21 protein-coding genes are annotated in these 11,043 nt (G+C 69.4%); all 21 read left to right on the top strand.

The features are described from left to right. Nucleotides 1-36: 36 nt before the first annotated feature. The 21 genes from ABT158_RS48730 to ABT158_RS48630 all read left to right on the top strand — a co-directional run bounded on the left by ABT158_RS48730 (nucleotide 37) and on the right by ABT158_RS48630 (nucleotide 11,021). Nucleotides 37-564 (top strand): helix-turn-helix domain-containing protein, encoded by a 528-nt coding sequence (locus ABT158_RS48730; protein ID WP_352365909.1) that lies wholly within the window; start codon nucleotides 37-39, stop codon nucleotides 562-564. Then, the gene (locus tag ABT158_RS48725) at nucleotides 561-872 is read left to right on the top strand and encodes a hypothetical protein (RefSeq protein ID WP_352365907.1); all 312 of its coding nucleotides are present in this window, start codon (nucleotides 561-563) and stop codon (nucleotides 870-872) included. The genes ABT158_RS48730 and ABT158_RS48725 overlap by 4 nt, the downstream gene beginning before the upstream one ends. Beyond that, nucleotides 869-1,039 (top strand): helix-turn-helix domain-containing protein, encoded by a 171-nt coding sequence (locus tag ABT158_RS48720; RefSeq protein WP_352365905.1) that lies wholly within the window; start codon nucleotides 869-871, stop codon nucleotides 1,037-1,039. The genes ABT158_RS48725 and ABT158_RS48720 overlap by 4 nt, the downstream gene beginning before the upstream one ends. Continuing rightward, on the top strand, nucleotides 1,039-1,188 hold the full coding sequence (locus tag ABT158_RS48715) for a hypothetical protein (RefSeq protein WP_352365904.1): 150 nt from the start codon (nucleotides 1,039-1,041) through the stop codon (nucleotides 1,186-1,188). The genes ABT158_RS48720 and ABT158_RS48715 overlap by 1 nt, the downstream gene beginning before the upstream one ends. After that, on the top strand, nucleotides 1,185-1,577 hold the full coding sequence (locus ABT158_RS48710; protein WP_352365902.1) for a hypothetical protein: 393 nt from the start codon (nucleotides 1,185-1,187) through the stop codon (nucleotides 1,575-1,577). Before ABT158_RS48715 ends, ABT158_RS48710 begins: the two co-directional genes overlap by 4 nt. Continuing rightward, entirely contained in the window at nucleotides 1,574-1,972 is a 399-nt protein-coding gene (locus ABT158_RS48705; RefSeq protein WP_352365900.1) for a hypothetical protein, read from the top strand. The genes ABT158_RS48710 and ABT158_RS48705 overlap by 4 nt, the downstream gene beginning before the upstream one ends. Then, a complete protein-coding gene (locus ABT158_RS48700) occupies nucleotides 1,969-2,394 on the top strand; it encodes a hypothetical protein (RefSeq protein WP_352365898.1) in 426 nt (141 codons plus the stop codon). Before ABT158_RS48705 ends, ABT158_RS48700 begins: the two co-directional genes overlap by 4 nt. After that, on the top strand, nucleotides 2,388-3,335 hold the full coding sequence (locus tag ABT158_RS48695; protein ID WP_352365897.1) for a YqaJ viral recombinase family protein: 948 nt from the start codon (nucleotides 2,388-2,390) through the stop codon (nucleotides 3,333-3,335). Before ABT158_RS48700 ends, ABT158_RS48695 begins: the two co-directional genes overlap by 7 nt. After that, a complete protein-coding gene (locus ABT158_RS48690; protein WP_352365895.1) occupies nucleotides 3,332-6,067 on the top strand; it encodes a recombinase RecT in 2,736 nt (911 codons plus the stop codon). The genes ABT158_RS48695 and ABT158_RS48690 overlap by 4 nt, the downstream gene beginning before the upstream one ends. 65 nt (nucleotides 6,068-6,132) lie before the next feature. After that, the gene (locus tag ABT158_RS48685; RefSeq protein WP_352365893.1) at nucleotides 6,133-6,807 is read left to right on the top strand and encodes a hypothetical protein; all 675 of its coding nucleotides are present in this window, start codon (nucleotides 6,133-6,135) and stop codon (nucleotides 6,805-6,807) included. After that, complete coding sequence (locus ABT158_RS48680) at nucleotides 6,804-7,079, top strand: hypothetical protein (RefSeq protein WP_352365891.1); 276 nt, start codon at nucleotides 6,804-6,806, stop codon at nucleotides 7,077-7,079. The genes ABT158_RS48685 and ABT158_RS48680 overlap by 4 nt, the downstream gene beginning before the upstream one ends. Then, entirely contained in the window at nucleotides 7,076-7,213 is a 138-nt protein-coding gene (locus tag ABT158_RS48675) for a hypothetical protein (RefSeq protein WP_352365889.1), read from the top strand. The genes ABT158_RS48680 and ABT158_RS48675 overlap by 4 nt, the downstream gene beginning before the upstream one ends. Nucleotides 7,214-7,308: 95 nt before the next feature. After that, nucleotides 7,309-7,506: a hypothetical protein gene (locus ABT158_RS48670; protein ID WP_352365887.1), complete on the top strand. Its 198-nt coding sequence runs from the start codon at nucleotides 7,309-7,311 to the stop codon at nucleotides 7,504-7,506. A 200-nt stretch (nucleotides 7,507-7,706) separates the two neighbouring features. Then, nucleotides 7,707-7,853, top strand: a complete 147-nt coding sequence (locus tag ABT158_RS48665; protein WP_352365885.1) for a hypothetical protein — start codon at nucleotides 7,707-7,709, stop codon at nucleotides 7,851-7,853. Continuing rightward, a complete protein-coding gene (locus ABT158_RS48660; RefSeq protein WP_352365883.1) occupies nucleotides 7,850-8,281 on the top strand; it encodes a hypothetical protein in 432 nt (143 codons plus the stop codon). The genes ABT158_RS48665 and ABT158_RS48660 overlap by 4 nt, the downstream gene beginning before the upstream one ends. Before the next feature lie 127 nt (nucleotides 8,282-8,408). Then, complete coding sequence (locus ABT158_RS48655) at nucleotides 8,409-8,636, top strand: hypothetical protein (protein WP_352365881.1); 228 nt, start codon at nucleotides 8,409-8,411, stop codon at nucleotides 8,634-8,636. Further along, complete coding sequence (locus ABT158_RS48650) at nucleotides 8,633-9,133, top strand: RusA family crossover junction endodeoxyribonuclease (RefSeq protein WP_352365879.1); 501 nt, start codon at nucleotides 8,633-8,635, stop codon at nucleotides 9,131-9,133. The genes ABT158_RS48655 and ABT158_RS48650 overlap by 4 nt, the downstream gene beginning before the upstream one ends. Next, nucleotides 9,130-9,321 carry a hypothetical protein gene (locus tag ABT158_RS48645; RefSeq protein ID WP_352365877.1) on the top strand — a complete coding sequence of 64 codons (192 nt, stop codon included), beginning with the start codon at nucleotides 9,130-9,132 and terminating at the stop codon, nucleotides 9,319-9,321. The genes ABT158_RS48650 and ABT158_RS48645 overlap by 4 nt, the downstream gene beginning before the upstream one ends. A gap of 326 nt (nucleotides 9,322-9,647) precedes the next feature. Beyond that, entirely contained in the window at nucleotides 9,648-10,025 is a 378-nt protein-coding gene (locus ABT158_RS48640; protein ID WP_352365875.1) for a hypothetical protein, read from the top strand. Between the two features lie 89 nt (nucleotides 10,026-10,114). Next, nucleotides 10,115-10,603, top strand: a complete 489-nt coding sequence (locus ABT158_RS48635; protein WP_352365873.1) for a hypothetical protein — start codon at nucleotides 10,115-10,117, stop codon at nucleotides 10,601-10,603. Then, nucleotides 10,596-11,021: a hypothetical protein gene (locus ABT158_RS48630; protein WP_352365871.1), complete on the top strand. Its 426-nt coding sequence runs from the start codon at nucleotides 10,596-10,598 to the stop codon at nucleotides 11,019-11,021. The genes ABT158_RS48635 and ABT158_RS48630 overlap by 8 nt, the downstream gene beginning before the upstream one ends. Nucleotides 11,022-11,043: the final 22 nt, after the last annotated feature.

Raw genomic sequence — 11,043 nt, 5'->3', positions numbered from 1 at the left:
AACCAAGATCAACAACACGTGAGAGGGGGTGCGCACGTGCGCAAGAAGCGAACGGAGATCTCCCGACGGGAACGACGGGAACGACGAGAGGCCGTGCTGCACGCCCTCCGCGAGTCGAAAGGAACCATCCCCCCGGACGTACTCACCGCGCTCGTCGCGGCAGGACTCGTCATCCTCTCTCAGCCCGCGAGAACTGCCGCCCCCAGGATCCGCCCCGCAGGCGCGGGACTCTCGGGCGAGTCTCTTTATGCCGCGCTGAGCTGGCCTTACCGCGACACCCTGGCCAAGCTCAAGGCGGGCGTCCCCGTCACCCTCGACGAGGTCGCCGATCTGAATCTGCTGACCGTCGCCGAGGCGGCCGAGCTCATGGCCGTCAGCGACCGCACCGTCCACGCCCTCGTCGCGCGCGGCGACATCGCCCACTTCCGCATCCATGCCCGCGCTCTGCGCATCCCCGCGGGCGCGGCCGTGGAGCACCTGGCCAGCCGACTGACCTACCCCTCCAGCACCGATGCGGAGGCGTCTACCCCCGCCCCCGCCGACCTCGAAACGAGAACCGCATGACCAGCGTCCTCGAAGCCGCTAGCGAGCTCGCTAGCCATGACGCGCGCTCACGGGAGTGCACCGCCCCTCACAGCGATCGTGTAGCCGAAGCGCGTCCGGAGCGGGGGCGCCTGGGCGCCCCCGCTTCCTCCTTCGGCGCCACGTTCGCCGAGAACATGAAGGCCCAGGCCCGCACCTTGTCAGGTGAGGAGCTTCTCGCCATGTACGAGGAGGGCCTGCAGCTCGCCCCCGTCTCTCACCTCGTCATGGACACGCTGCGCGCCGAGCTTCTGGAGCGCCTCAGCGCCGCCGCCCAGGAGGGAGCGTGACGAACGCGTCTCTCACCCGCGCCCAGGCCGCCGAGGCGCTCGGCATCACCACCCGTCAGGTGCGCCGCCTGGCCCTTGCCGGCCTGTACCCGCACCGGCAGCCCGACGGCCGCTGGCTCTACCGGCTGGATGAGGTCGAGGCCAGGAAGCAGGAGGTGTCCCGGTGATGGGCTCGCCGCTTCTGTCGGACGACGACGGCCTGGCCGCCCACCTGGAGTGGCTCGGCGCGCTGCACGAGGAGTCCGAGGCGAAGGGCTGGGAACCGGCCCCCTACCCGGCCTTCACGCCCTGGGCCACGTGGGGGAGCGCCAGATGATTGTCTACCGCGTGGGCGACCACGTCACTCTCACCATCGCCGGTGTCATCGACAGCGCCGACCCAGAAGACCCCGCCCGCTACCAGCTCCGCCACGGTGAGCGGGGCCTGGTGTCCTTCCGCACCGACGACCGCAGCATCCACCAGGCCCTGGTGGCTACAGCGGATTGGCCGCCGCTGCCCGGCGACGTGTGGCTCGACCGCAATCGCAAGCGCTGGTTCGGCCAGGTCGAGACCGACCCCGACCGGCCTGATCTCATCATCCTGGTCAGCGAGTTCGGGGCCTGCTACTGCGGCGAGGACCGCCTGCTTAAGGCGATCCAGGAGCACGGCACCTTCCACCTGGAAATCCCCGGCCGCGTCCGACTCGAAAGGGAGGCCGGGCGATGAGCGGCAGCCTCTACTCGATCGGCGACGAGGTCGAGTTCGTGCGTCGCGGGGTGATCACCGCCGTCGATCAGGCCGACCCTGCCTGGTTCGGCGTTGGCCAGCGCGGCAGCGCGACAGTCGATGCCTGGTTCCGGACAGACGACGGCAGTGTCCGGCACACGCTGGTGACCGCCGTGCAGTGGCCGCCACTGCCCGGCGACACCTGGACGGACGGCACGGGCAAGGACTGGTTCGCCCACGCGGCCGAGGACGACGGGCACGGCCTCGCCCTCACATCCGAGTTCGGTGCCCGCTTCGAGGCCAAGGACGGGGTCAAGCGAGCGGACGAGCTGTATGGACCGTTCCGCCTCAAGACGCCCGGCAAGCAGCGCCTCGAACAGGAGAGCAGCCAGTGAGCGGCCCCCGCTACCGCAAGGGCGACCACGTCGAAATCGTCCGCTGGGGCGTGATCGTCCACGTTGACCCGAAGGACCCGCACCGGTTCGGCATCGGTCAGCCCGGCAGCCGGATGGTCGATGCGTGGTTCCGCACCGACAAAGCAGAGGTGCGTCACCGGCTATTGACCACCGCCGAGTGGCCGCCGGTACCGGAAGACATGTGGCGCGACCGGAACGGCAGGCAGTGGGAGGCCAGCGAAATCGGCTGCCTCGATTGCACTGCTGACGGCCGCGAATGCGAGGACGGCTACGTCGCGCTGAGGTCGGAGTTCGGCGCCTACTACCCGGGCAGCCTTCAGATCGCGCAAGCGCACCGCTACTACGGCCCGTTCACGCTGGAGAAGCCGAGTCCGCGGCGCAGCCAGGAGCGGCCGTGCTGACCCAGATGGCGGGAACCGCCCGCCGTCTGGGCCGGTACCGCCCGGACAGCCGCCGCGGACGCCGGATCCGGCGCGGCCGGCTGGGCGGCTCCTCGATCGCCGCGGTGATCGGGAAATCGCCGTGGTCGTCGCCGTACTCGGAGTGGGCCTTGCAGAAGGGGCTCGTCCAGCCGGACCCGACCACGGCCTCGCAGAGCCGGGGCAACTACCTGGAGCCCGCCCTGCTCAAGTGGTACGCCGACCAGCATCCGGAGTTCCGGGTGCGGCGGGGCGGCACGTACGTGAACGTCGATCGGGACTACCACCTGGCCAGCCCGGACGGCCTGTGCTTCCGAGACGGCGTGCTGGTCGAGGGAGTCGAGGCCAAGACCGACGCGGACGCGGACGGCTCCGGCTGGGGCCGCCCGGGAACGGACGAGGTGCCGATCTACTACCGGGTGCAGGTCGTCTGGTACATGGACGCCTTCGGGGTGAAGCGGTGGCGGGTCGTCCTGCTCGACGGCCGCCTGCAGTTCCGCGAGTACGTCGTCGAGTACGACCCGGCCGAGGCGCAGGTACTGCGGGACGCGGCCGAGGACTTCCTGGCGTCGGTGTTCTGGGACGAGATGCCGGAGCTCGACGAGCACCCGGCCACGTACGCCACGGTCCGCAAGTTGCATCCGAAGATCGACCGCGACGCCACCGTGCAGTTGCCCGCCGAACTGGCGGCCGAGCTGCACGCGGCCGTCCTCGGCATGGACGCGGCTGAGAGCCGTAAGCGGCTGGCGCTGTCCAAGGTCGGCGCGTTCATGGGCACCGCCCGCCGCGCGATGCACGGCGGCTACGACTACGCGCTGCGCCAGTTGTCGAGCAAGGGCCTGCCGTACGTGAAGCCCGACAACAAGCTGGATCAGGTGCCACCGCCTGATCTCCCTGACGACACCACGGAGGAGGCCGCGTGAGCGACACCTTGCCCGCTCTGATCGAGGAGATGAACGCCCGCATCGGCAAGCACACCGCCGAGTTCGAGGCGGCGCTGCCGAAGGGAGTGACGGTCGCCCAGCTCAAGCAGGACGCCCTGAACAGCCTGCGTGCGACCCCGAAGCTGGCCCAGGCGCACGCGCCGACCGTGCTCGGCGCGCTGATGACGTGCGCACAGCTCGGACTGCGTCCCGGTGTCTCTGGTCTTGGCCACGCCTGGCTGCTGCCGTTCAAGAACTACAGGGAGAACAACCGCCTCGAAGCGCAGCTCATCATCGGCTACCGCGGCTACGTGGACCTGGCCTATCGCCATCCGGCCGTGCAGGGCGTCGTCTCACGCATCCGGTATGCCAAGGACAGGTTCAAGCTCATCTACGGGCTGGACGGCGACACGCTGGAGCATGAGCCGCCCGCTGACGGCGGTCCCCGCGGCGAGGCGTTGCTGTACTACGCCATCGCCCGGGTGCGCGGGCACAGCATCATCACCGAGCCCATGTCGCGCCGCGAGATGGAGGAGCATCGCGACAAGTTCGCGATGGCCAAGAGCAGAGATCGGGGAATCGTCGGCCCCTGGCGTGACCACTTCGACGAGATGGCACGCAAGGGTCTCGCCGTTGACACCCCGATACCGACCGTCGGCGGATGGTCCACGATGGGCGACCTCAAGGTCGGTGACCAGGTGTTCGACATGAACGGCAACCCGGCCGCCGTCCGCGCCGTCTCCGAGGTCAAGCACATCGACTGCTACCGGGTGACCTTCGCCAATGGGGCTTCCATCGTGTGCGACGCCGAGCATTACTGGCTCGCCAGCATCGGCACTAACGCTTCCCGTGACAGGGCCACCAAGGGCTGGGCCGTCCACCAGATCGCCGACCTCCACGCGGCCAAGCAGGCGGGTAAGTCCGTCGTCATGCCCGTCGTCGGACCGCTGGACACCGAGCCGGTTGATCTGCCGATCGATCCCTGGATGTTGGGCTACTGGCTGGGCAACGGCGCGAAGGACAATGCTCACGTCACCTGCCACGCTGATCATCTGGAAGAGATCAAGGCGGCCATCACACGATCCGGCTACACCGTGGGCGCGGTGCGACCAGACCCGCGCAGCAAAGCCGCCGGAATCGGCGTCCGTGGCCTGATCAGGGATCTGCGGTCGGCGGGAGTGCTTGGCCACAAGCACGTCCCCGCCGCATACCTCCGAGCCTCCGCCGAGCAGCGGATGGTACTGCTGCGAGGGCTCATCGACAGCGACGGATCAATCGACGCCGAACGGGGCCGCGTGCACTTTGCGAGTGTCGACAAGGGGCTGGCGGATGCTGTGGCCGAGTTGGCGCGCAGCCTCGGAGAGGTCGTCAATCGCTCCGAGCGTGACGCCGTCGGCTACGGCAAAACGGTGAGGGCCTACACGGTGCAATGGCGTCCGTCAGTGTGCCCGGCCACGATTTCAGCCAAGGCCGGCCGCTTCCGTGCCCGCACGTTGCGGCCTTACCGCAGCGTCAAGTCCATCCAGCCAATCCCTTCGGTGCCGACTCGCTGCATCGAAGTCGACTGTGAGACCAGCACCTACGCGGCAGGTATCGAGATGGTGCCGACGCACAACACCATGATCCGGGCCCGGCTGGTGAAGGCCATCCCGACCGCGCTCGACCTGGCCATCGGCATGTCCGTGGACGAGGGCGTACGGCTCGACTTCGACCCGACCGCCAACCCGGCCGAGGTGACTACCCACCCGGATCGCGCCGACGAGGCGGACGCGGAGAACCCCGCTCAGTCCGTCCGCGAGTCCGTCACCATCCGCGAGTCGTTCCCCAGCGGCGGCCTGACCGGGGACCAGGACCGTGAGATCGCCGGGCTCGTGCGCGACCGCAGGATGAGCAAGGAGCAGGCGCTCGATCTCGTGGAAAGGCTGTTCAAGGAGCGCAAGTCGGCCCGGCAGCTCAGCGAGGAGCAGGCCGCCGAGCTGATCGAAGAGCTGAAGAAGATCCCGTTGCCCACGATGGAGGGCGAGGTCTTCCCGCCCAGCCGCTCGCTGGCCGAGCCGGACCAGCCGGCCCCGGTGAAGCGGAAGCCGACCAAGGCGATGATGAACATGATCCACGCCGCGCTGGCCGAGCGGGATATCACCGACGATGAGGCGGTGCGCGCCGAGCTCGGCCGCATCCTCGGCGTGACGGTCGAGTCCCGCAAGGAGCTGACATTCGACCAGGCGTCTCAAATCCTTGATCGTCTGGAAGCCCCCGCAGACGCCGCTGCTCCCGTCCCGCCCGCGCCGGGTTCGGACGAGCTGACTCCGGAGCAGATCAGAGAGCTGATCCGCGCCGAGTGGGCCGAAGCGGGCGGCCAGCCGCAGGCCCTGGCGGGAGCGTTCCGCAAGGCTATGAACGTCGGTGCCCGTGAAGCCGCACCGAACGAGCTGAACGCGTTCCTCCAGCAGCTCCGCGACGGCAAGCACCTGCCCCGGCAGCAGGAGCGCAAGCGGTTCCTCGGCTCCATCGCGGCCCTGTTCGACGGGCTCGACAAGCCGATTCCCGAGGAGGACCGGCTGCGCGACCTGTCGGCGCTGCTCGGTTACACGGTCCTGCGGCCGCACCAGATCGCCTTCGACCATCTCCAGGACGTCATCGACGTCCTGACCGCCTGCAAGGGCCAGACCCACGCATGGGACGAGGCCCTCCAGGCGGCGCAGGCCGCACGCGGGGAACAGCCCGCGTCCTGACCCCATGCTCCGCGCCCGGCCCGCGCAGCGCGGGCTGGGCACCTACCCCTCAAGGAGATCCGCTCATGCCCATGTCCATCACCGTCAACAAGGGCCAGCCCAGCCCGGCCGACGTGTTTCATGACACGACGGCGCACGCCGTCACCCTCGTGATCGGCGAGTACCGGTACAGCGTCGACGCCAAGGACCCCCGAGACCTGATCGACGGAGCCCTCGTCCTGGACCGGCTGCAGGCCGTTCTGCCGGCCGTGCGCCGCGACATCGAGGCCGCTCTCACCCGGCACAAGCGCGCGGAGCAGGAACGCGTCCGCGCCGCTGCGGGGCTCACGGCGCAGCCGACGTGCTCGTGCGGGACGCCGGACATGCCCCAGATGGTTCACCGCCTGGACCTGCCGTGCCACGCCGAGAGCATCACCCCCTGCTTCACCTGCCAGGGAGGTGGCTGCCCGGAATGCGTGGGCACGGGCAACCAGGACGTCGTCGCCAGGGCAAGCACCCCCGTGCATCTGGTCCGCGAGACCACCCACGCGGTGCGCCCGTACGTGCCCGCCGTCACCCCGATCAGCACCCCCACGCGCGCGGCCAGCGCGCCGCCGCTCCAGCCGCGCGAGTGCGGGTGCAGTGAGCACGGCCCCTGCCCGGCGCACGGCGGACCGGCACCGGGGGAGGAGACCCGTGACCTGACCAGCGTGATGCCGAGGCCGGCACAGCCCGCCGCGACGCCACGGGAGGAGCGGTGATCTTCCGCACCTTCCCTGTCCACTGCGGCAGCGTGACGGTCGGCTGGGACGCCGACAACGACACCTTCTACGCGCGCGGCACCAACACGGCCGGCAGACGCGTGTGGGAGTACGCCAACGGCATGCCCACCCTCGCGCAGCTCCGCGCGGTGCTGTGCGGGCACCGCGTCACCCTGCACGGGGTCGACGCCACAAGCCTCCTGCACGACATGGACATCTCCCGGCAGCGCGCTAGCCGGACTGCCAGCCGGTGCACCCGAGGTGGCCGATGAGAGGCATCGCCTACCTCCTGGCTGTGATGGCCAGGGTGTACGAGTTCCTCGGGACGCTGATGACCGTGGCATTCGGCTGGGCCGTGCTCTGGGCCATCACGCAGGGGCTCGTCTCGCTGGCGTGGAGCCTGTGATCACGGTCCCCGCGTCACCCTCGGGTGCGGCGCAACCGCGAACACGCCGAGCCTTCTCTCGCATGACCCATCTCCCCGAAACCACGGAGCCCTTCATGACCAACCCTGTCGGCAACCAGCTCACTGACATCGCTGACGCCACCGCCGACCTGCAGATTCCGCTGGCCGATCTCGTGCAGGTCACCATCACGGTCAGCCCGTGCGTCGGGTTCCCGACCACGATCATCCGCTACCTGCGCAAGGGCGACGCCGAGGCGCTGCAGGCGACCGCCCGCGAGAAGCGTGTCCTGTGAACGGGAACTACGCCGCGCTGAGCGCTGTCGCTGTTCTCCTCGTGGCAAGTTGTGCGGCGTCACCTTCGCAGGGGCAGGTGACGCACCGGCGGTACGAACCGCCGCGCACGTGGACGACCACGAGCTGCGCAGCCTGGAAGACGACCACGTACCGCTCCGGCACTCAGCGGCGCACGACACGCACATGCGTCGCCCGCCACGTGAACGTGCACCGCAGCCTGCCGGAGTGGTACCTGACCCTGCTCGACGGAGACCACGAGGGCGAACGGGTCGTCAGCCGGACGACGTGGGACGCCTGCCCCGAGCGGGCAACGTACCCGTCCTGCGCGGAGGGAGAGTCGTGGTGATCGCCGCTCTGCCGTGGCTGGCCGGGTGGGTCCTTCTCACCGCCACGGCCTGCCTCATCACCTGGCGGCTGACGGTTCGGCTGATGGACATCCGGGAGACCGAGCTGTGGACGCTGGTGTACGAGATGCAGTTCCAGACCAAGGTACTCAAGGGGCGGCTGGTGGACGTCGGAAGGGGGGCTACCGCCTTCGAGGACGCGCTGAACGACATCGTGGACTTGGCGGACTGGGCCGACATTCCGCTGTCCGCTAGCGGAAACGCTCGCGTTCAGGAAGTTGTCGCCATCGCCAAGCAGGCACTCGAAACTCGTGCCTATCCCGGCAGGTTGCGGGCCGCTCAGGAGGCGCTGGAACAGGCCGAACGCGACATCCAGGAACTGACGGCCGAGAACGTGCGCCTGGCCGAGCTGGCGGTCGCGCCCCAGTGAACGGACCGCTGTTCGCGTCCCTCCCGGCGATGGGCCTGTTCGCATGGCTCATGGCCGGGTGGGGCGTCCTGTCGGCCACCATCGGCCTGCTCATCGGCTGGCACGCACGAGGCAAGGGGCCCCGCAGGTGATCGCCGTGTACGTGCTCGTTGGCCTGCTCGCCCTCGTTGGCCTGGCCGCAGCCCTCGTCGGCCTGGTCGTCGCCGCCGGCGTCGCGCTGGACGTCCGCCGTGACCGGCGCCGCATCGAGTTGGAGCGGCTCGCCGGCACGCATCGTCAACCCGATCTCGACCCCGATCCGTCGCTGGACGGGCTGGTAGTCGAGATCTCTCAACGCCTGAGGAGGGCACAGTGACACCACCCCTGATCACGATCACGGTGTACGGCACACCCGGCTCGCAGGGCTCCAAAAGACCTGTCGGCAAGAACCGGATGATCGAGCAGAACGCCACCGTCAAGCCGTGGCGGCAGGACGTTCGCCAGGCCGCGATGGACGAGATCGACCGCCGCGCTGCGGCCGGCGAACCGTTCGCGCGGCTGGACGGGCCGATCATCGCCGAGATGGTGTTCACGATGGGCGACAAGCCGTCCGGCCGCCCGACGTGGTGGCCGTCCGGCGTCCGCTGGTCAAAGGCCCTGTGGTGGCATCCCGCCAGCGCGCCTGATCTCTCGAAGCTCCTGAGGTCCACGGAAGACGCCCTCACGCAGGCCGGGGTGTGGAAGGACGATGCCCGCGTGGTCCGCTACCGGGAACTGGCCAAGGTGTACGTCGGCCAGGTGGACGAGCCGGACGCGCTGCGCGTGCCCGGCGCGGTGATCCGGCTGTGGTCGGGGCTGGACGTGGCCGCGTGATCCGACTGGCCGCGTTCCTCGTCGTCATCGCGGCGATGCTCGCCTCCAGCTGGTACGTCTTCCAGGTCGATCAGGGCCTCGGCGTGCTCATCCTCGCCATCGGCGTCCTCATCATCACCCCCGCCTTCTACAAAATCATCGACAGCGGACAGGCAGACCCGCTGGAGAAGAAGGACGACAGCGAGTGACAGGGGCGTCGCCGTCGACCGCGCCGTGCACCTTCGGCCCTGGCCCGTGCGGTAAGACGCCCACCCGCCTCTACACCTTCGGCAGACGGTGCGCCGACCACGCGCCTCCGCCGCCCCCGCCCGGATACTGCGCGCCGCTGCGCTGCTACTGCCCGCCCGACCAGCAAGGAGAACTCTCATGTTCGACCCCGACGACCGGCCCCCGAGACTCAAACCCGGACAGCGGCGCCGCAAGCGCTCCCGCCTCCAGCTCCCTCGCACTGCCGTCACCGACGAGCACGGCAACGCCCTCTGCGTCATCGAGGGATGGGGTGTTGGAGCCGACGATGTTGCTGCCGCCCGCGCCCTCCACCGGCACGGCCTGCCCGGGGGGATCGACCCTCGCACCAACCCGGCATGAGCTGTCCCGATGCGACGAGTGTGAGCAGCCGGTCCTGTGGACCATCACCGAGGCCGGGCGACCGTTCGCCGTGGATCCGAAACCGAACCCCGACGGCAACACCGTAGCCATCCGGGACGGGCTCGGCGTGTGGCGGTCTCGCCGCCCCTCCCGAGACCGGCCGAAGGCGCTGTTCGAGCAGGTCTTCTATCCGCACGTCGCATCGTGCACGAAGGGCGTGCCCATCGTCCTGCCGGACAACGTGACCCGGTTGGACGACGCGCGCCGCAGACGGCGCGGCCTTCCACCGCGACCCCGTCCGTGAGGGCCCGGCACCCGACGGGGTGCCGGGCCCTCGTTCGACCCACCCCACAACGCCAGCCCTTCAGCGCTGGCCAACATGAAAGGCGCACCGTGATCAGAACCGTGGCGGTCGACTTCGACAGAGTCGTGCACCGCTACAGCCGCGGCTGGGCAGACGGCACCATCTACGACCCGCCGATGGACGGCGCGCTCGATGGGCTGCGCACGCTGATGGAGCACTACAGCGTGTTCATTCACACCAGCCGGACTCCGGCCGACGTCGCCGACTGGCTCGCCGCGCACGAACTGCTGGTGGCCACCGACCCGTCGGACGACCTGCGCTTCTGGGTGGAGCGCGGCGTGCTGCTGGTGACCAACCGCAAGCTGCCCGCGTCCGCCTACCTCGACGACCGGGCCGTGCGGTTCACGAGCTGGCCCCAGGCGTTGCATGACCTGCTGCCCGACCAGGACCGCGACGCACGCCGCCGCACGATCCGGCGCGCACTGACGGCCGCGTGGCCCGACCTCGCCGGCGATCCCACCCACGTCGACCAGCTCGCCGAAGTCGCCTTGACCGCCCTGGAGCACGGCGATGGCTGACCGTATCCGTCCCGAGGACGAAGGATTCGTCCTGTATGAGCAGACCCCGCGGCGTAGAACGTACGTGCGCCGCTGGCGTGAGGGCGACCTGGAGGCATGCGCCGAGGCGACTAAGGTCCGCAACACCCCGTGTGAACCGCCGGTGGCGATGGTGCTCACGATCATGAAGATCTCGCGCAGCTACCCCACGACTTCGCGCCACGCCTCCTGTCCACTTCACCTGCCCTGGTCGCCTGGGACGGTGTCGATGGGCTTGAGAGCGCGCCGGGCGGCAGCGGAACGAGTGATTGCCGTCCACGCCGATCTGTTCGAGCAGTTCCGCCGCGAGGAGATGGACAGCCGCGTCGCGTCGCTGACGCGTCAGGTCCTGGCGGAGCTGGACAGGGTTCTGGGCGAGGACGGTGACGCCGATGTATGAGCACAAGAGACGGGAGCGCGAG

Origin of the sequence: Nonomuraea sp. NPDC001636, from assembly GCF_040298265.1 — a bacterium.
Lineage (GTDB): Bacteria > Actinomycetota > Actinomycetes > Streptosporangiales > Streptosporangiaceae > Nonomuraea.
Note: the sequence above shows the minus strand (reverse complement) of the source record. Positions and strands in the feature narration are given on the sequence as shown.

What these genes read in the sequence shown, in the direction of transcription:
- ABT158_RS48685 (WP_352365893.1), top strand. Translation starts at nt 6,133, where the DNA reads ATGCCCATGTCCATCACCGTCAACAAGGGCCAGCCCAGCCCGGCCGAC.
- ABT158_RS48725 (WP_352365907.1), top strand. Translation starts at nt 561, where the DNA reads ATGACCAGCGTCCTCGAAGCCGCTAGCGAGCTCGCTAGCCATGACGCG.
- ABT158_RS48710 (WP_352365902.1), top strand. Translation starts at nt 1,185, where the DNA reads ATGATTGTCTACCGCGTGGGCGACCACGTCACTCTCACCATCGCCGGT.
- ABT158_RS48705 (WP_352365900.1), top strand. Translation starts at nt 1,574, where the DNA reads ATGAGCGGCAGCCTCTACTCGATCGGCGACGAGGTCGAGTTCGTGCGT.
- ABT158_RS48670 (WP_352365887.1), top strand. Translation starts at nt 7,309, where the DNA reads ATGACCAACCCTGTCGGCAACCAGCTCACTGACATCGCTGACGCCACC.
- ABT158_RS48630 (WP_352365871.1), top strand. Translation starts at nt 10,596, where the DNA reads ATGGCTGACCGTATCCGTCCCGAGGACGAAGGATTCGTCCTGTATGAG.
- ABT158_RS48640 (WP_352365875.1), top strand. Translation starts at nt 9,648, where the DNA reads ATGTTGCTGCCGCCCGCGCCCTCCACCGGCACGGCCTGCCCGGGGGGA.
- ABT158_RS48675 (WP_352365889.1), top strand. Translation starts at nt 7,076, where the DNA reads ATGAGAGGCATCGCCTACCTCCTGGCTGTGATGGCCAGGGTGTACGAG.
- ABT158_RS48715 (WP_352365904.1), top strand. Translation starts at nt 1,039, where the DNA reads ATGGGCTCGCCGCTTCTGTCGGACGACGACGGCCTGGCCGCCCACCTG.